This is a genomic window from Rhizobium sp. CG4 (genome assembly GCF_023701965.1).
GTDB lineage: Bacteria > Pseudomonadota > Alphaproteobacteria > Rhizobiales > Rhizobiaceae > Agrobacterium.
In genome coordinates this window covers 1-18,068 of record NZ_JABAEG010000009.1, presented here as the reverse complement: position 1 = coordinate 18,068, position 18,068 = coordinate 1, and the positions used below count along the sequence as shown (strand labels likewise).

Below are 18,068 nucleotides of genomic sequence, written 5' to 3'. Positions count from 1 at the left end.
GCGAGACAACCGGACCGATCCCATGTTCTCTTTGAAATCCGCAAAGCGCATCCTGAAATATGAGATTATCAGGGCCGGTCTCGAAGTCTCTGCCATCCCGGTTATTCGGGCCTTGTTTCCCAAAGCAGGTGGACGGGGCCTCATTTTCACCCTGCATCATGTCCGCCCGGATGCGCCACCCGCCTTTGGCCCGAACGCCATTCTCTCGGTCACCCCGCAATTCCTGGAAGAGGCGATCAACGCCGCGCTGGAATTGAACCTCACGCCGGTACATTTGCATGATCTGCCAGCCCTGCTGAGCGACCCGACAGATGTCAGGTCTTTTGTCGCATTCACGTTGGATGACGGCTATCGCAACAATGCGCAGTTTGCGGCGCCTATCTTCCGCAAATACAAAGTTCCCTACACGATATTCATATCCCCGGGCCTCACACAACGCACGCGTTCCATGTGGTGGGAAACCGCGGAGGCACTGGTCCGCCAACAGGACAAATTTGACTTTGATTTTGGCCAAGGCACTGAAACCATAATAGCAGCAAGCCTAACGCAAAAATACGATGCGTTTGACCGTCTGGCCGCCTTCGTGCACTCAAATGATGAGGATGTCGCCGTTGCACGCATTGACGCGGCAGCGCGTCAGTATGGCGTCGATCCGCTCAGCATTGTCGATAATCTCATCATGACAACGGATGAGTTGCACCGACTGGTAAGCGACGATGCATTTGCGCATATGGGTGCGCATACCATGACACATGTTAATCTGAAACGTGTCGACCAAGCACGACTGGAAAGGGAAATCCGCCAGTCAATTTCGACATTGCACGGCTTTACAGGCGTCAAGCCGCGCTCGTTCTCTTATCCCTACGGCTACAAGTCGGCAACGGGAGAACGCGAAGCGGATGCCGTTCTAAGTGCTGGCATCCCGGTCGCCGTCACCACGCAACCGGGTGTTCTGTCGAACGCCAGTCTTGACACCATGGGACTTCTACCTCGCGTTTCCCTGAACGGCCTTTTCCAGAAAAAACGCTATGTGAAAACACTGGTGTCCGGCATCCCGTTCAAGATTGCAAAATAGACGGGGGGCGGAGCATCCTCAAAGCCTGCGCCCATCAGCGCCAAAGATGTGTGTATTTGCAAGCTCAAACGCCAGCGGAATGGTTTCACCAATCCTGATGTGCTTTTGGCCATCCAGTAGCACCGTCGCGGACTGGCCATCCACTGTATTGGTGTAGACAACGGTCGAACCACCCAAATGCTCGACAAGCTGAATTGCGCCCTGACCAAGGGTGGCTGACTGTGCCTGCGGTTCAACATGTTCGGGCCGCACACCAAAAGTCAGCGGCTCGCCGTCTTGTGCCGCCAATGGTTTTTCAAGCTGTATTTTCTGGCCTGCAACCTCCAAAGTTCGCTTTGAACCATCGTCGGCCGCCAGCTTCGCACTGAGAAAATTCATCTTTGGCGAGCCAATGAAGCCTGCAACGAACTGGTTTGCCGGGTGGTTGTAGAGGTCAAGCGGCTTGCCAACCTGCATGATATGTCCGTCCCGAAGCACAACAATCTTATCGGCCATGGTCATGGCTTCCACCTGATCATGCGTCACATAAATCATTGTACTGCCAAGTGTCTGGTGCAGCTTGGCGATTTCAACGCGCATCTGCACGCGCAGTTCGGCATCAAGGTTGGACAGAGGTTCATCGAACAAAAATATCTTGGGTTCGCGCACAATTGCACGCCCAATCGCAACACGCTGACGCTGGCCACCGGAGAGTGCTTTTGGCTTGCGCTGCAACAGTGGATCAATCTGCAGAATATCAGCTGCCTTTTTGACGCGTGCTTCGATTTCCGGCTTCTTGTAACCGGCCGTTTCCAGACCAAAAGCCAGGTTCTTATAAACACTCATATGCGGGTACAGCGCATAGGACTGAAACACCATGGCGATGCCACGCTTGGACGCAGCCGTCTCATTCACCCGCTCACCATCAATACGCAATTCGCCGCCGGAGATTTCTTCCAGCCCGGCAATCATGCGCAACAGCGTAGACTTGCCACAGCCGGAAGGACCGACAAAAACCGTAAACTCACCCGGCTCAATTTGCAGGTCGATGCCGTGGATGACTGGCAGCGAACCATAACGTTTGACGATTTTTTCCAGTATAATGCTGCTTGCCATATCGTTTCCTCCCGTCCGGCAGCCTAGATCCAGCCTGTTAAGGCCGCCAGCTCTTGTACTTCGGATGGGCCTGCGTAATCGGCAGAGCAACATCGCTGTTGGTATCGTTTGAATGATAAATCGCCGTCAAAAGCTCCAAGGAGCGGTGCGCGTCATCACTCGTCACCGGCGGGCGTTCTCCTTTTTCAAGCGTCTCATAAAAGGCTGCCATCTGGCCGTTGAACCGTCGACCAATCGACGGCATTTCTTTAACAAGCTCAGCGATTTTCAAACCAATCTCTTCATTTGCAGGAATGATCTGCCACGGCCCATCCCCGGGCGAATAGGCAGAATGCACGCTTTCGAAGGTGACATTTTCAAATGCGAGTCGGAGGCGGCTGATCTCTTCCTGAGACCCCAACGTGCAGGTGGCGGAAACAAGCGCACCATTTTGCATGAGAAGGCTGGCTGAAACACAATCCTCAACCTCAATGGCATTGACTCGCGTTGCCGTGCGCGCAAAAACACGCTCAACCGGTCCCATGAGATATGTCAGCATGTCATGCAGATGGATTGCATGGGTCATCAGCACGCCGCCAAGCTCGGTTGCCCAGCGTCCACGCCACGGATTGTCGTAATAATCGGCAGTACGCTTCCAGAAGGTTTCTGCAGTCCCAGCATAAGGTTTACCTGCCAATCCGCTTTCAATGATGTGACGCGCCTGAGCGACACCTTCACCATATCGGTACTGGAAAATCGGCATGAGAACGCCTTTTGCGGTCTGTTCGGCACGCCTTACTTCATCCACTTCCGCCAATGATCCTGTCAGCGGCTTTTCGCAAACGACATGTTTTCCTGCGGCAAGCGCCTGCAGAATGAGCTTGGTATGGGTGGCGGGCGGCGTGCAGATATCGATGATGTCGATATCCTCCATAGCCATCACCTCATCGGACAGGCGTGTCCGCGTTTTGACACCGAACTCGTCAGCAACCGCATTCAGCCTGACCTCATCGAGATCACACAACACAGCAACTTCATATTTGTCGACATGCGGAAAATATCCCTCTTCCATGTGCGACTTGCCGATACCGCATCCGATAATGCCGACCTTGTAACGCTTAGGCATGGATTTTATCCTCCGCCAGCTTCTGGGCCTTCAGGGCAATGTCCATCGCTGCGTAACAACGGGCCTGCGGCATCGCCGTTTCGGCACGGTTGCGGATATCGGCGAGCAGTTGCGCACCATAGGGAAGCTGCACATTGGAGCAATCGATGTATTGAACACCCTTTTTGTCGCTGAGGAACAGGTGATTGCCACCTTCACGACCAGCAACGTCAATATTTTTGCGCAGTTCGATTGCGCCTTCCGTTCCAGTGATAAACAGACGACCATCACCCCAGCTCGGCAACCCCTCGGGTGTGAACCAGTCTACTCGGATAAAGCCATCGGCATCAGCAGTCGAAAGATGGATATCACCGCTGTCCTGCAGGCCAGGAAACTGCGAATTGGCACGGTTTGAAACCGTTGCCGACAGGATGTCGGCCGTATCTGACCCCGTGAAAAACAGGAATTGTTCGCATTGGTGCGACGCTATATCAACCAGAATACCGCCGTATCGCTCGCGCTTGAAAAACCACTCGGGTCGGGTCGGTGCGCGCAAGCGATGTGGCCCAAAACCGGCCGTCGACACCACCTTGCCAATTGCGCCAGCGGCAATCAGTTCTCCCGCTTTTACGGTCGCTCGATTTTCGAAATGCTCTGAGTAGAGAATAGAGAAAATGCGGCCAGTGTCTTCCTGAACGCGTTTCACCTCGGCAAGTTGTTCAAGCGTGGTCATTCCAGGTTTATCAACCATCACATCCTTGCCCGCCTTCATCGCTTGGATGGCGATGCCAGCACGCTCATCGGGGATGGCGGCGCTGATAATCAGATCGATGGTTTCGTCTTCAATAAGGCGGCGCTTATCATCAAACCGCTGTGCGCCGGGGAATTTCGCGCTGTAGGCCTGGGACAAGTCGTCTTCCACTGCATGGAAACCGACAAACTCAGCGCCCGCATCCAGCAGGCAACGGGTTTGCCCGGTAATGTGGTCGTGGTTGATGCCTATGGCTGCAAATCGAACAGGTTTCATGGGTATGCCTTGGCGTTTCAGCGTTTCATGCCGGTTGTTGCGATGCCTTCGATCAGAAGGCGCTGGAAAAACAGGAAGAAGAGGAAAACAGGTATCAGCGACAGGTTGGACATGGCGAACAAGGCTGTCCAGTCGGAGCTACCGGTGGAGTCGATGAAGGACCGCAGACCAAGCTGCACCGTGTAGGTATTGATATCGTTCAGATAAATCAGCGGCCCGAAGAAATCGTCCCAAGTCCAGATGAAAGAAAAGATCGCGGCAGTGGCTAGGACCGGCAAAGACAAGGGCAGCATGATCTTCCAGTAGATACGGAAGGGGCTGCATCCATCCATCACCGCAGCCTCATCCAATTCTCTTGGAATACCCCGGAAGAACTGCACCATTAGAAAGATGAAGAAGGCATCGGTCGCCAGATATTTTGGCACGATCAAAGGCAGTGATGTGTTGACCCAGCCAAGCTCCAAAAACATGATGTACTGCGGGATGAGCACCACGTGATAGGGTAGCATCAATGTGCCCAGCATCAAGGCAAACCAGAAATTGCGCCCACCAAACCGCAGTCTCGCAAAGGCGAAGGCCGCCAGCGAACATCCGACCACGTTACCTATTGTTGCCAGCACGGCGATGAAAAACGAGTTCCAGAAGAACTGGCCGAAACTGACCTGCAAACCTGTCCAGCCACGGATATAACCGCCGAGATCAAGTGCAGATGGAATAAGCGATGAGGAACCGAACAATTCCTCCTGCGGTCGGAACGAGCCGGAGATCATCCACAAGATGGGATAAAGCATGCCGATCGAACTGATGATCAGGGCCGCATGCAACAAGGTGGAGCGAACTGGCGAACGTTGAACTTCGGTTCCCGGACGTGGGGCGGTAACAGCATCAGTCATCGTAATGCACCCAATAACGTGCGCTGAGGAAGGAAAAGGCTGTGAACAAAGAAATGATGACAACCAGGATCCATGCCAAAGCGGAGGCGTATCCCATACGGAAGAACCCAAAGGCTTCCTGATAGAGATACAATGTGTAGAACAATGTCGAATTGATCGGTCCGCCAGTACCCTCGGAGATGATGAAGGCTGGCGTAAATGCCTTGAAGGCGTCGATTGTCTGGATCACCGCATTGAAGAAAATCACTGGCGTCAGCAACGGCAACGTAATGCGGAAAAATTGACGTGTTTTGCTGGCACCGTCCATTTCGGCGGCTTCATACATATCCTGCGGGATCTGGCGAAGGCCGGCCAGGAAGATGATCATCGGCGAGCCGAACTGCCAAACAGACAGGATAACCAGCGTGTAGAGCGAATAATCCGGGTTGGAGACCCAGCTTGGTCCCTCGTAACCGAACAGTTGCCACAGAACCATGTTGACGAGACCGTCGGAGGCAAACAGCTGACGCCACAACACGGCTATTGCCACGCTGGAACCGAGAAGCGACGGCAGGTAGAAGATAGCACGATAGAGCGTCAGCCCCTTGATGCCGCGATTGAACGCCATCGCAACCAGCAAGGCGAAAGCCAGCTTCAGCGGCACCGACAGCAGAACATACGTAAAGGTCACCTTCATCGCTGCGGCAAATTTCGGATCGGCCGTTGCAATGCGCACATAGTTGGATGCCCCCACCCAGTCGGGCGATTGCAGCAAATCGTAATTGGTGAATGACAGGTAGAGCGAGGCCAATGCAGGGCCCAGCGTCAGGCCGAAAAAGCCGATCAGCCATGGCAGCAGAAACATATAGGCGTGGAAGTTGCGATCAAAAACACGACGCAAACCGCCCCGTTTTGGGAGAGCCGTTTCACGGCCCTCCCTCGCAAGAATGTCAGACTGCATGGTCATTTGCGATTACTTCCGCTTCAGAACAGCTTCAGCTTCTGTGACAAGGCGCTCACCGCCCTGCTCCGGCGTCATTTTCCCAAACGATACTTCCTGGCTGGTGCGGGTCAGTACGAACGCCAGCTCACCGGCGCCGGGTGGTGGTGCAGGCGGCAAGTCACCGACATCAGGGGTAATGTCGGCGATGTATTTCACCATTGCCTGGCTGACGTCGTTCAGCTTTGGACCCAACTGGCTACGCATGGCTTCCGATGCTGGCACGCCGCGTTCCACACCCAAGATATCAACGCCTTCCGGCTCCGATACGAGGAAGTTGATAAATTCAACCGCCGCTTCAGCACCCGCACTGCCATTGGCAACGCTCATCAGCATGGACGGCTTGAGATAGTGACCGGATGGCGAATCCTTGGAAACCTTTGGATAGGAGGTCAACGACAATTTGGCCTTGTTGAGTGCCTGATAGCCGACAAACTGGTTGGAGTGAGCAAAAGCCGTCGCCGACTTGCCCGTGGTCAACGGGTTCGTTTCGATGTTCAGCTGATCAAGAGCCTGGATATCTGCGGGTACACAGGCGCCGGCTTCACGCATCTTGGCCCACATCGTAAACCACTTGGCAGCATCGCTGGCATCGTATCCCAGACCGCCTTCAGGCGTGAATAGTGACTTGCCGTTCTGGCGCAGCCAGTTTTCATAACTCGGCTCCAGACCACTGGAATCAGCCGTTGCAAAATAACCGGGCTTTGGTTTGTTCTTGCCAAAGATCGTGGCATTTTCTGCAAACTCTTCCCATGTCTGGCCGGCTGATGGTGGCGTTGCCTTGGCTTTTTCCCAGGCTGCAGCATCAAAAAACATGACGCTGGAATTCACACCGAGATTGACGCCGTAAAGCTTGCCATCCACGCGGCCGGAATCGATGTTCATCTTGCCGAAATCATCAATTTTCAGCGCCTTGCCAATATAATCATCAAGTGGCGCCAGCGCGCCGCGGCGCGCATATTCAAAAATATAACGGTAATCCATCTGGATCAGGTCTGGGGCATTGCGCCCGGCAACCTGTGTCGCAAGGCGTGGCCAGTAATCACTCCAGCCTGCGAATTCTCCCGCAATCGCAAGGTCGGGCTTTACCGCCTTATAGGCCTCAATGGCCTTGTTGGTACGGTCAGCTCGCTCCTGCGAACCCCACCATAACATGCGGAGGCGCGCAGCCTGCGCATTGGCAGAACCACCGCCAAGAGTTGCAAGAGTTAAGGCCGCAAGGCCTCCCGAAAGCACAGTGCGCCTGTGAAGCGTCATGGACATTGGCAACTCCTCCCATATTGAATGCCAATTGATGATGCTCGAGAACAGCTATTGCTGTTTTATAACTAATTGGTTACATGGGAACACTGATCGAGCGCATTGTCAAGCGGGTGTCGTGATGGATAAAACAAATACGAATAACAATATTGATCCGGACATAAACGAGAGCGTGAAGCCTGTTCGCAAACGCGGGTCTACACAGCAGCGCAATCCAGAACGGACACGCGCGGCCATTTTAGAGGCGGCCCGTCGCGAGGTCGCAGCGAAGGGGCTGGCCGGAGCACGTATTGATGTTGTGGCGCGCAGGGCCGGCACAAACAAGCGCATGATTTATCACTATTTTGGTGACAAGGATGCGCTTTATCTTGCAGTCCTTGAAGACGCTTATCACCACATTCGTCACGCAGAACACAGACTGGACCTGACCCACAAGGCACCGTCTGCAGGTCTAAAAGAACTCGCGCTTTTTACCTGGCATTACTTTCTGGATCACCCGGAATTTCTCAGTATTCTCGCAACTGAGAACCTCAATCAGGCCCGCTATCTCAGGCAATCCACAACGATTACCGAGATGCATTCCAACTTTATCTCGGAACTGGAAAACGTGCTGAAGCGTGGCGCTGAAAGCGGTGAATTTCGAGCCGGCCTTGATCCGGTCGACGTTTATCTGACCATCGCGTCACTCGGATTTTTTTACCTGTCGAACCGCTACACGCTTTCAACAATTTTCCAGCGGGACCTTGCCGCACCGGCAGAACTCGATCGATGGGGACAGCATATTGTCGATACCGTGCTAGCCAGCATAAGACCCTGACGTCACCATCGATTCAGATACATCTGATGCCTTAAAGGCGCGCGCCGCTGCGCGCCCGTCGTTGCATTGCATCACCCTTGCCGCCTCACGGCACAGTAAAATGGCGCCTCCATATTTTGAAAAACATCTTGACAGAACAGGCCTTTCAATTTCACAAATAACCAAATGGTTACAAGTTGCCATTGTCTGAGGAGACACCGCCTTTGGGAGAAGGTGGTCATGGGAGGAAATATCATGAAACGTATTGGCGTCATCATGCATGGCATTACTGGCCGCATGGGTTACAACCAGCACCTTGTGCGTTCTGTTCTTGCCATTCGCGATCAGGGCGGCGTCACACTAAAAAGTGGCGAAAAAGTTATGCTTGATCCGATTCTCGTCGGGCGAAACGGTGAAAAAATCGAGGCTATTGCCAAGAAACACAACATTGCGCGCTGGACGACAGATATCGACGCCGCATTGGCCAACCCGGACGATACGCTGTTTTTTGACGCTGGCACCACCCAGATGCGCGGCAGCCTGCTGACGAAGGCCATCAAGGCGGGCAAGAATGTCTATTGTGAAAAACCGATTTCCGACAACATGGAAGAAGCGATTGCAGTTGCGCGCCTTGCGGAAAGCTCGGGCATCAAACATGGCGTTGTACAAGACAAGCTGTTCCTGCCGGGCCTGCGCAAATTGGCAATGCTGCGCGATAGCGGCTTCTTCGGCAAAATCCTCTCGGTTCGTGGCGAGTTCGGGTATTGGGTGTTTGAAGGTGACTGGCAGCCAGCGCAACGTCCATCCTGGAATTATCGCCTGAAGGATGGCGGCGGCATTATTCTCGATATGCTGTGCCATTGGCGCTACGTGCTCGACAATCTGTTTGGTGAAGTCAAAGCTGTGAGCTGCCTTGGTGCAACGCACATTCCACAGCGTTTCGATGAACAAGGCCGCCCTTACGTTGCCGACGCCGATGACGCCGCCTATGCCACATTTGAACTTGAAGGTGGCGTTATCGCTCATATCAATTCGTCATGGGCAGTTCGCGTTCGTCGCGACGATCTCGTGACATTTCAAGTGGATGGCACCCATGGCTCTGCCGTGGCCGGCCTGACGAAATGCTGGACACAGCATCGCACCAACACGCCGAAACCGGTCTGGAACCCGGACCAGCCGCAGACAATCGATTTTTACAAGACATGGCAGGAAGTGCCTGACAACACCGTTTACGACAACGGCTTCAAAGCCCAATGGGAAATGTTCGTTCGGCATCTGGTTGACTATGATCCTTGGCCATACGGCCTGATCGAAGGCGTCAAGGGCGTACAGCTGGCAGAACTGGGGCTAAAATCCTGGAAGGAACGCCGCTGGCTCGATGTTCCGGCCATTTCCTGAGGGAGGCGACAATGACCGAACTCAAGCTGCCTAAAGCTGATCGCTCGATCGAGCTTTACACACTGAGTGGTACACCTATAGCGCTCGAAAAGCGCAGTGCCGTAGATTTTAACCGCGTGGCCTTTGCAGCCGCCCATGTTGTCGCAGACCCATTTGCAGAAAACGACCCATGGCTAACCCCGGCCATTGACTGGGAAGGCACGCTGCATTTCCGCCACCGGCTTTGGGATTTGGGGCTCGGTGTTGCAGAAGCCATGGATACCGCCCAGCGTGGTATGGGACTAGCATGGCCACAGGCGCAGGAACTGATTTCCCGCTCCCTGAAGGAAGCTGCAAGTCGCAAGGGCGCATTGATCGCCTGCGGCGTCGGTACTGATCATCTGGTCGGCACCGATTACAGCCTCGATGCGATTGTTGACGCCTATCTTGAACAGCTGGATTTCGTGCAAGGCGAAGGTGGACGGGTCATCTTGATGGCAAGTCGCGCATTGGCGGCCGCAGCAAAATCACCTGACGATTATCTCGAAACCTATGCACGGGTTCTCGTACAGGCAAAAGAGAAGGTTATCATCCATTGGCTGGGTGAAATGTTCGATCCCGCGCTGGAGGGTTATTGGGGATCGGGCGATCATATGGCGGCGATGGATACCTGCCTTGCAATGATTTCTGCCAATACCCACAAGATCGACGGCATCAAGATCTCTCTTCTTTCCAAGGAAAAGGAAATATTGATGCGTCGCCGACTGGCATCTGGTGTGCGCATGTATACCGGCGACGACTTCAATTACGCCGAACTCATTGCCGGTGATGAGCACGGCCATTCCGACGCTTTGCTTGGCATTTTTGATTCCATCGCGCCCGCCGCGTCCAAGGCACTCGCCAGTCTGAAACGTGGTGCCAACAATGAGTTCTTCGACATTTTGGAGCCAACCGTTGCGTTGTCGCGCCATATATTCAAGGCACCAACCCGTTTTTATAAAACTGGCGTTGTCTTCCTTGCTTACCTCAATGGACTACAAAACCATTTCACCATGATTGGTGGACAGGAAAGTACCCGTTCGACTCAACATTTTGCAGAGCTGTTTCGATTGGCTGACAAGGCCAATGTCTTGGCGGACCCGGATGAAGCCACACATCGCATGAAAGCATTTCTCGCTGTTCGAGGTGTCAATTGAGATGTCCGAAACACCTGTCTTGAAAATCAAGGACGCCGCAATTTACGAACGGCGTCTTGCCATGCGGGTGCCGTTTCGTTTTGGTGCGGCCACCGTAACCGAAGCAACGCAGGCTTTTCTCTCGCTGACGATTGAGGACAGCAAGGGACGCGTAGCGGAAGGTTATGCAGCCGAGTTGATGGTGCCCAAATGGTTCGACAAGAACCCGGATCTTGGAAATGCAGAGAACGAAGATCAACTGCGCCAATCGCTGCATATGGCGGTCGCCCTTGCTAGAACGGCAGAGCCTGCAACGGCTTTTGAGCTTCATGCGAGGATGGAGCTTCAGCATCACAATGATGCGGCAAAGCGCGGGTTTAACGGCCTTATCGCATCATTTGGACTTGCCCTTGTCGACCGTGCCATTCTCGACGCAATTTGCAGGCTCAATGATCTGTCCGTTACAGACGCAATCCGCATAAACCTACCCGGCATCAATGCATCGACCACGCCCGATCTTGCCGCATTTGATATGCGCGTTTTCCTCGAAGGTTTAAAACCACAACCAAGCCTCTTTCTGCGTCATACGGTCGGCTACATAGATGCGCTGCGACCTGATGACATCAAGGCCCCTCGCCTCAATGACGGCTTACCGGAATGCCTGGAAGAAGAAATCGCGACCTACGGCATACGTTACTTCAAGCTCAAGGTATCGGGACGACCAAAAGAAGACACGGAAAGACTGAAGGCCATAGCAGCAGTTCTGGCGACCCTGCCAGACTATCGGGTGACACTTGATGGTAACGAACAGTTCGCAGATGAAGACAGTGTGCTCGATCTATTGGCGCGGATTGATGCTGAACCGGCACTTGCACAGTTGCGACGCTCCCTGCTGTTCATCGAACAGCCGATAGCCAGGCATAATGCTTTCAATCAATCTGTATCCCGCCTTGCCGCCAAGGTACCGGTTGAAATTGATGAATCGGATGGCACACCAGACGCTTTCCTGTTGGCGAAAGCGCAGGGGTATCGCGGCATCTCATCGAAATCCTGCAAGGGCTTTTACCGTTCGGTTCTGAACGCCATGCGCATTTCAAAATGGAATGGCGAAAATAGCGGCGGTTACTTCATGTCGGCGGAAGATTTGACCACGCAGGCTGGCATTGCAGTTCAGCAGGATTTGGCGCTGGCCGCCCTGCTCGGCCTTGGCCACATCGAGCGAAACGGTCACCACTATGTTAACGGCATGGCCGGAGCAACAGACAGTGAAAACCACGCCTGGCTGAGTGCGCATCCGGATCTCTACCGTAATGCAGGCGACAGCCGAGCCAAACTCAATGCCGTCAACGGCCAGATTTCTTTGGCGACAGTTATCGCGGCCAAGGGGCTTGGGGTCGCTGCCAATGCGGCGAAAGCCACATTTAGCGCCTTGGAAACATCTTCGTCAGATCAGGAGAGAACATAATGACTATCGACGGTCTTTCGATCAATTTTGCGACGATCAAACAGGGTGGTTCATTCGGCGCACTGATCGATGCCTGCCTTGCCCACGGCATCACCACCATTTCTCCGTGGCGCGATCAGGTTCACGGTGTTGGTCTGAAAGAGGCTGCCACAATCATCGAACAAAACGGCATACGCCTCAGCGGCCATTGCCGCGGTGGTTTTTTCCCCGCACCGGACGAAGCCGGACGACAAAAAGCTCTCGAAGATAACCGTCGCGCGGTAGAGGAAGCAGCCGCCATGAACGCAGATTGCCTGGTCATGGTGGTCGGCGGATTACCACAGGGCTCTCGCGATATTGTAGGAGCAAGACAAATGGTTGAGGATGGCATGGCGGCACTTTTGCCCTATGCCCGTGCGGCCGGCGTTCCGCTGGCCATCGAGCCTCTTCATCCGTTTTATGCCGCAGATCGCGCATGTTTCAACACACTCAAGCAGTCGCTCGACCTTTGTGACAGGCTTGGAGTCGGCACAGGCGTCGCCATTGATGTGTATCATGTGTGGTGGGATCCCGAGCTTCAGGAACAGGTGGCACGCGCTGGTCGCAACGGTCAAATTCTGGCGCATCATATCTGCGACTGGCTTGTCCCAACCACGGACCCGCTTAATGATCGCGGCATGATGGGAGATGGCGTCATCGACCTGAAAGGCTTCCGGCGCATGATAGAAGCTGCCGGTTTCCATGGCCCCCAAGAGGTGGAGATTTTCTCGCACCGCTGGCTGGCCCGTCCAGTGGACGAGGTACTGTCGACAATCGTCCAGCGCTACCAAACCGTTTGCTGATGCATATCGGACGGAAAGCAGGCGATGGCGCACCTAACGTTGGGTCTGCTTGCCACATTGGGTTTAACATCCATTAGAGCCGAATTAATTGCGCCAGTATGTAAAGCTGCCGTAAAATGCATCAGCCGCAGACATAAAAAACGGCCACATCCCACCAGTCTTTTCCATCGGCCAATCGCCTTTGCCGCGCTGCGTATCCCCCATCTAAAACCAGAAATTGCTGTCTAGGGACACGCATCAAGGGAACAAACAAGCCTGGCCAATCATTTCCCAATCCAGAAAACATAAGTAAGGATTGGGACAGTATGCGTATCAACGAAGGCTTGGAAAAGACAGCAACAGGGAAACTCTGGACGCTGGAATTTGCCGATAGCCCCGTTATTGCCACTGCCATACATGACGGACATGCTGTGCGCCCTGATATCAGCGACATCATGGCACTTTCGGCTGATCAAAGGCTACGTGAAGAAGATCCGTTTACCGGCGAGATTATTCGCGACGTCCAGAACCGCATCATCGTCCATCACTCGCGGTTTGAAACCGATCTCAACCGCGCCAAACCGGATGCCGTCTATAGTAGTCCCGAACAATCCTGGGGGCTTGAGGTCTGGAAACGACCCCTTTCATCAGACGAAATTGACCAGTCCCTTTCATTTCATGATGACTATTATGCAACGCTCGAAACTGTGTTGAAGCGCATGGAAAAGCGGCACGGCCAGTTTATCGTTCTGGATGTCCACAGCTACAACCATCGCCGTGGCGGCGCAGATGTTGCGCCTACTCCGCAAGCTGATGCCCCTGATATTAACATCGGAACATGGTCGATGGATACGCAGCGCTGGAGCAGTGTTGTAACGGCACTCGGACAGCTTTTTGCATCACGCCGGATAAAAGGGCGTCTTTTGGACGTCCGCGAAAATGTGGCATTTCAAGGCAAAGGTGAGCAGACCCGTTTCATTCACGAGCGCTTTCCGCAGACCGGCTGCGCAATAGCAGTCGAATTCAAGAAAATCTTCATGGATGAATGGACCGGCGAGCCAGATCAGCAGGCGATTACCGAGTTGAGAGAACTTGTATCAGCGGGCGCCAAGATGCTTGAGAGCTTGGTTCGGGATGGCAGATGAGCGTTGTTCCTCTGATCAGTACAACAGCGAGCGACGAACTGCTGGATGATGTCGTCAACTGTCTTCAGGCGGGCACCCCCGTTCGCCGAGATATCGGCACGGCGGGGCGTTTGCACATCGACCGGCCATTGCCATTCCTGTGTGTTCACATTGCAGGCGGTACAAAGGACCTCGCTGCCCGCGATGTCGTCGCCGCAAATGCATCTTATCTCATCGCCAATACACTGAATGAAGCCGCCCCGCTTATCCGCGCTGTCGGCAACGCCATGCGAAAGACCTTTGGCGCATTCATGCTGCTGGATGTGGGCGAACTCGAGCATGACATCCTTCTTGCCGATGACTCGCCATATCTTCCACATTTCAATGTCTCTGTCTCAGCGAGCAACGGGCCTGAAATACATATCGCCATGGAGGCGTTCATCAAGGCAGTCTGCGATGCAGAGGTCATGTTCCGAATACCGCGTATTACAGCGCCGCGTCCAGAAGACGACCCTCAGCTTAAATTGCGCAAAGCTGGCATCGATTTTCCCAGTATCACCGTGCGTTATGCACCAATCTATCGACAACCCGAATCCGGTGCTTTTTATCCAGACCTGCGGGAACGTCTGATCTCCAACATTTCCGATGCAGGGTTACAGGCTTTCGCGGCCTATAGCAGCAAGACCGGAGCGCTCGAAACTGCTTCACACCGCGCACTTGGCCGTAAAGCTTTCGTCGACGCTGTGCGTCGCGCAGATCGCGCTATGGACGAGATAGTTTCTTCTTTCGACTTTCTACTCGCCGTCACGCCCATCAATGCCGGTCAGGCATTCAAGGATTTTGAGAAAAGCGATTTTGGGCGTGAGCCAAAATTCCTCTACCGTCCATTGGGTGTGGACGTGGAAGCACAAAAACGAAAACTCTATTCTATAGCTTTCGAACATCTGGAAGACCCGGTTCTTTATCGTCTTTACAGAGAAAAGCAGCAGGAGACAGACCTGCAACTGACGATGTTACGATCGTTGAACACCCACCGCTTCACGGATTTCAGCCGCGCCCTTTACGGTCCGGTCGAGGACAACCTGCTCTCTCTTGCCAAAGATGTGCTTGCACATTGCAAACTGGATGACGATGCAAGCGAGATCGCCATGGCAGATTGTTATGAAGTGGCTCAAAAGTCCCGTGACATGGTGGCGGCATATCATGATGTTTCACCCGAGTTTTCGGCGAGGGTTGAAATACGGGACGACTTGCCACCCGGCCTGATGGTCACTGGCAGTAAACTGCTGGTTTCCCGCCATACACTCATGGAACGGCGACGGATCGATGCCCTTCTTTCCCATGAAATCGGCGTGCATCTTTTAACATACTTCAACGGCTCCTCGCAGGGCCTGCGAGTGTTCAGAAATGGCCTTTCCGGCTACGAAGGTGTTCAGGAAGGGCTGGCCGTGCTGGCTGAATATCTCACCGGCGGCATGACCCGCGAACGCTTGCGCCTGATTGCAGCGCGGGTCGTTGCCTGCGCGGCCATGCTTGACGGCGCATCATTTACCGAAACATTTCACCTGATGACCAAAACCCACGGACTTAGTGCTGCGGGTGCTTTCAACCTGACACTGAGGATTTATCGCGGTGGTGGCTTGAGCAAGGATGCGATCTATCTTCGCGGTCTGGCCCAGGTGGTCTTTCATCTGCGCGATGGCGGATCACTTGATCCATTCTGGATGGGCAAAATTGCTGCCGATCATTTTCCCATTATGCAGGAATTGGCACAACGTGGCCTCCTGCGCTCACCAAATATTTATCCGGCATTTCTCGCTGACGTCAGCGCAAAAAAGCGACTGGAAGACATCAGCAAGGGATTGCCGATATCGGACATGGCAAATCTTTAGGAGGGACATATGCGTATTGCATTTTTCGTAAATTCCATCGAGTCAGAAGGCCCACAGTTTGCAACCGCACTGATGGCTATGGCAGCACTCAATCGCGGACATGAGGTCGTATACCTCTGCCCCGGCGATTTCAGCCTGCGTGATGACGACAGCCTCGCTGTTCATGCAGCAGTGTTACCACACGCTAAATATAAGAAGCCGGAAACCTTCCATGCCGCTTTGCAAGACAAGGCTCTGGAACGCAAGACATTCGATGTTAGCGAAATCGATGCATTGATGTTGCGCAACGACCCGTCGCTTGACCTAACGGCCCGCCCTTGGGCAGTTCATGCCGGTGTGCTGTTCGGACGAATGGCGGCAGAACGCGGTGTAGTTGTCCTCAACGATCCCGAGGGACTGACAAAGGCCCAGAACAAGCTCTATTTTCAAAGCTTTCCGGAAATTGTGCGCCCTACCACACTGATCACCCGTAATCCGGAGGAACTGCGCAGCTTTGTGGAACAGCATCCCAAAGGGGTTGTCGTAAAGCCTTTACAGGGATCAGGCGGAAAGAACGTATTTAAAATCAGCTCCAGCAAGGAAGCCAACCTTAACCAGATTTTCGAAGCTATCAGCGTCGAAGGCTATTTGATTGCGCAGGCATATCTGCCAGCTGCGACCGAAGGTGACGTTCGGTTTTTCATGATGAATGGCAAGCCACTTGTCCATAATGGCGTGCATGCGGCGCTGAGACGCGTCCCTGCCAAGGGCGATCTGCGTTCCAACATTCATGCAAAGGGGACTGCGGAGGCAGTAAAAATCAATGACGACATTCTGGCGCTTGCAGAGGTCATGCGCCCCAAGCTGATTGAGGACGGAATGTTCCTTGTCGGTCTCGATATTGTCGGTGACAAGATATTGGAAGTGAATGTTTTTTCGCCGGGCGGCCTGTGGAATATCAAAGAATTGAGCGGTGTAGACTTCAGCGACACAATCATTCAAGCAGTCGAGCAAAAAGTGACCATGCAGAAAGCAGCCAGCAAGCCGATCTGCAACCGCATCCTCGCGGCCATCTAAAACACTTCGCAGAAAAAATGCCCGGCAAAAATGCCGGGCAAGTGGGGAGGAGTTGGGCTGATGCCCCGGGACACGGGCCGCAATGGAGGTGCGGCCCGATAGAAGATGCGATATATCGGCTTAAGCACACCCCATATAGGGGCGAAGATTACGCCGGTTTGGTATAGTCGAAACACCTTTTGCGCGGTTAAGCGCCAAGCACTTTAATGTGCGCCTTCGTACTCCAGAGATGCACCTATGAGTTCACGCGCATATTCATGCGTGGCACCGTTTCCAGCGATGGCTTGGCGCGGCAGGATTTCCGTAATTTCGCCCCGCAACATCACGGCAAAGCGATCACACATATGATCAACCACGGCCAGATCATGGGTGACCATGATGTAGGTAAAACCACGCTCTTCGCGAAGACGCTGCAACAGGTTGAGAATTTCCGCCTGAACAGACACATCCAGTGCCGAAGTTGGTTCATCCAATAGCAGCAAGGATGGCTCCAGGATCAGCGCGCGGGCAATAGCAACGCGCTGGCGCTGACCGCCGGACAGCTGGTGCGGAAAACGATCAAGGAACGAAACCGGCAAGCCAACATCGGTGATGGCTTTGCGCATGCGCTCTTCCCTGTCGCCCAGCTTGTGGATGACCAGCGGTTCATTCAGAACTGTGCGCACCGACTGGCGCGGATGCAAGGAACCATAGGGGTCCTGAAACACCATTTGCAGGATGCGGCAACGGTCGATCAGCGGCATATCCCGAACGGATTTGCCGGCGATCAGCACCTCACCCTTCCAGAAATCCGTCAGCATGGAAACGCAACGCAGAACGGTGGACTTGCCAGAGCCGGATTCACCGACGAGGCCAAAACATTCTCCCGGCTGAACAGAAAACGATACGCCGGGCAGAACCTTGACCGCATTGGGTTCAGTGCCGAAGGAAATGGACAGATCGCGAGTTTCAACAGAAACGGACATTAGAC

Annotated in this window: 16 protein-coding genes; 9 read left to right on the top strand and 7 right to left on the bottom strand. The window is 53.9% G+C overall.

Going from position 1 to position 18,068, the window contains the following annotated elements; genetic code table 11:
* Positions 1-22 precede the first annotated feature (22 nt).
* On the top strand, positions 23-1,075 hold the full coding sequence (locus tag HGO37_RS21485; RefSeq protein WP_250985142.1) for a polysaccharide deacetylase family protein: 1,053 nt from the start codon (positions 23-25) through the stop codon (positions 1,073-1,075).
* 18 nt (positions 1,076-1,093) lie between these two features.
* Here the strand turns inward: HGO37_RS21485 and HGO37_RS21480 are convergent, their stop codons facing one another.
* The 6 genes from HGO37_RS21480 to HGO37_RS21455 all read right to left on the bottom strand — a co-directional run bounded on the left by HGO37_RS21480 (position 1,094) and on the right by HGO37_RS21455 (position 7,416).
* A complete protein-coding gene (locus HGO37_RS21480) occupies positions 1,094-2,170 on the bottom strand; it encodes an ABC transporter ATP-binding protein (RefSeq protein ID WP_250985141.1) in 1,077 nt (358 codons plus the stop codon).
* 37 nt (positions 2,171-2,207) lie between these two features.
* Positions 2,208-3,275, bottom strand: coding sequence for a Gfo/Idh/MocA family protein (locus tag HGO37_RS21475; protein WP_250985140.1), 1,068 nt, complete (start codon positions 3,273-3,275; stop codon positions 2,208-2,210).
* Positions 3,268-4,281, bottom strand: a complete 1,014-nt coding sequence (locus tag HGO37_RS21470) for a Gfo/Idh/MocA family protein (protein ID WP_250985139.1) — start codon at positions 4,279-4,281, stop codon at positions 3,268-3,270. Before HGO37_RS21470 ends, HGO37_RS21475 begins: the two co-directional genes overlap by 8 nt.
* Positions 4,282-4,298: 17 nt before the next feature.
* On the bottom strand, positions 4,299-5,174 hold the full coding sequence (locus HGO37_RS21465) for a carbohydrate ABC transporter permease (RefSeq protein WP_250985138.1): 876 nt from the start codon (positions 5,172-5,174) through the stop codon (positions 4,299-4,301).
* Positions 5,167-6,018, bottom strand: coding sequence for a carbohydrate ABC transporter permease (locus HGO37_RS21460; RefSeq protein WP_246787955.1), 852 nt, complete (start codon positions 6,016-6,018; stop codon positions 5,167-5,169). Before HGO37_RS21460 ends, HGO37_RS21465 begins: the two co-directional genes overlap by 8 nt.
* A 108-nt stretch (positions 6,019-6,126) precedes the next feature.
* A complete protein-coding gene (locus HGO37_RS21455) occupies positions 6,127-7,416 on the bottom strand; it encodes an ABC transporter substrate-binding protein (protein WP_250985137.1) in 1,290 nt (429 codons plus the stop codon).
* 118 nt (positions 7,417-7,534) lie between these two features.
* Here HGO37_RS21455 and HGO37_RS21450 point away from each other — a divergent pair, with 118 nt between their 5' ends.
* From HGO37_RS21450 to HGO37_RS21415, 8 genes are all read left to right on the top strand, one after another.
* Entirely contained in the window at positions 7,535-8,230 is a 696-nt protein-coding gene (locus HGO37_RS21450; RefSeq protein ID WP_250985347.1) for a TetR/AcrR family transcriptional regulator, read from the top strand.
* Positions 8,231-8,464: 234 nt separating this feature from the next.
* Positions 8,465-9,607, top strand: a complete 1,143-nt coding sequence (locus HGO37_RS21445; RefSeq protein WP_250985136.1) for a Gfo/Idh/MocA family protein — start codon at positions 8,465-8,467, stop codon at positions 9,605-9,607.
* An 11-nt stretch (positions 9,608-9,618) separates the two neighbouring features.
* Positions 9,619-10,782 carry a dihydrodipicolinate synthase family protein gene (locus HGO37_RS21440; protein WP_250985135.1) on the top strand — a complete coding sequence of 388 codons (1,164 nt, stop codon included), beginning with the start codon at positions 9,619-9,621 and terminating at the stop codon, positions 10,780-10,782.
* A gap of 1 nt (position 10,783) precedes the next feature.
* Positions 10,784-12,226 carry an enolase-like domain-containing protein gene (locus tag HGO37_RS21435; protein ID WP_250985134.1) on the top strand — a complete coding sequence of 481 codons (1,443 nt, stop codon included), beginning with the start codon at positions 10,784-10,786 and terminating at the stop codon, positions 12,224-12,226.
* On the top strand, positions 12,226-13,047 hold the full coding sequence (locus HGO37_RS21430) for a sugar phosphate isomerase/epimerase family protein (RefSeq protein ID WP_250985133.1): 822 nt from the start codon (positions 12,226-12,228) through the stop codon (positions 13,045-13,047). Before HGO37_RS21435 ends, HGO37_RS21430 begins: the two co-directional genes overlap by 1 nt.
* Positions 13,048-13,352: 305 nt before the next feature.
* Positions 13,353-14,171: an N-formylglutamate amidohydrolase gene (locus tag HGO37_RS21425; RefSeq protein ID WP_250985132.1), complete on the top strand. Its 819-nt coding sequence runs from the start codon at positions 13,353-13,355 to the stop codon at positions 14,169-14,171.
* The gene (locus HGO37_RS21420) at positions 14,168-16,042 is read left to right on the top strand and encodes a flavohemoglobin expression-modulating QEGLA motif protein (protein WP_250985131.1); all 1,875 of its coding nucleotides are present in this window, start codon (positions 14,168-14,170) and stop codon (positions 16,040-16,042) included. Before HGO37_RS21425 ends, HGO37_RS21420 begins: the two co-directional genes overlap by 4 nt.
* Positions 16,043-16,051: 9 nt before the next feature.
* A complete protein-coding gene (locus HGO37_RS21415; protein WP_250985130.1) occupies positions 16,052-17,098 on the top strand; it encodes a glutathione synthase in 1,047 nt (348 codons plus the stop codon).
* A gap of 203 nt (positions 17,099-17,301) precedes the next feature.
* Here the strand turns inward: HGO37_RS21415 and HGO37_RS21410 are convergent, their stop codons facing one another.
* Positions 17,302-18,063 (bottom strand): ABC transporter ATP-binding protein, encoded by a 762-nt coding sequence (locus tag HGO37_RS21410; protein ID WP_250984079.1) that lies wholly within the window; start codon positions 18,061-18,063, stop codon positions 17,302-17,304.
* Between the last annotated feature and the right edge of the window lie 5 nt (positions 18,064-18,068).

What these genes read in the sequence shown, in the direction of transcription:
- HGO37_RS21485 (WP_250985142.1), top strand. Translation starts at nt 23, where the DNA reads ATGTTCTCTTTGAAATCCGCAAAGCGCATCCTGAAATATGAGATTATC.
- HGO37_RS21480 (WP_250985141.1), bottom strand. Translation starts at nt 2,170, where the DNA reads ATGGCAAGCAGCATTATACTGGAAAAAATCGTCAAACGTTATGGTTCG.
- HGO37_RS21475 (WP_250985140.1), bottom strand. Translation starts at nt 3,275, where the DNA reads ATGCCTAAGCGTTACAAGGTCGGCATTATCGGATGCGGTATCGGCAAG.
- HGO37_RS21470 (WP_250985139.1), bottom strand. Translation starts at nt 4,281, where the DNA reads ATGAAACCTGTTCGATTTGCAGCCATAGGCATCAACCACGACCACATT.
- HGO37_RS21465 (WP_250985138.1), bottom strand. Translation starts at nt 5,174, where the DNA reads ATGACTGATGCTGTTACCGCCCCACGTCCGGGAACCGAAGTTCAACGT.
- HGO37_RS21460 (WP_246787955.1), bottom strand. Translation starts at nt 6,018, where the DNA reads ATGTTTCTGCTGCCATGGCTGATCGGCTTTTTCGGCCTGACGCTGGGC.
- HGO37_RS21455 (WP_250985137.1), bottom strand. Translation starts at nt 7,416, where the DNA reads ATGTCCATGACGCTTCACAGGCGCACTGTGCTTTCGGGAGGCCTTGCG.
- HGO37_RS21450 (WP_250985347.1), top strand. Translation starts at nt 7,535, where the DNA reads ATGGATAAAACAAATACGAATAACAATATTGATCCGGACATAAACGAG.
- HGO37_RS21445 (WP_250985136.1), top strand. Translation starts at nt 8,465, where the DNA reads ATGAAACGTATTGGCGTCATCATGCATGGCATTACTGGCCGCATGGGT.
- HGO37_RS21440 (WP_250985135.1), top strand. Translation starts at nt 9,619, where the DNA reads ATGACCGAACTCAAGCTGCCTAAAGCTGATCGCTCGATCGAGCTTTAC.
- HGO37_RS21435 (WP_250985134.1), top strand. Translation starts at nt 10,784, where the DNA reads ATGTCCGAAACACCTGTCTTGAAAATCAAGGACGCCGCAATTTACGAA.
- HGO37_RS21430 (WP_250985133.1), top strand. Translation starts at nt 12,226, where the DNA reads ATGACTATCGACGGTCTTTCGATCAATTTTGCGACGATCAAACAGGGT.
- HGO37_RS21425 (WP_250985132.1), top strand. Translation starts at nt 13,353, where the DNA reads ATGCGTATCAACGAAGGCTTGGAAAAGACAGCAACAGGGAAACTCTGG.
- HGO37_RS21420 (WP_250985131.1), top strand. Translation starts at nt 14,168, where the DNA reads ATGAGCGTTGTTCCTCTGATCAGTACAACAGCGAGCGACGAACTGCTG.
- HGO37_RS21415 (WP_250985130.1), top strand. Translation starts at nt 16,052, where the DNA reads ATGCGTATTGCATTTTTCGTAAATTCCATCGAGTCAGAAGGCCCACAG.
- HGO37_RS21410 (WP_250984079.1), bottom strand. Translation starts at nt 18,063, where the DNA reads ATGTCCGTTTCTGTTGAAACTCGCGATCTGTCCATTTCCTTCGGCACT.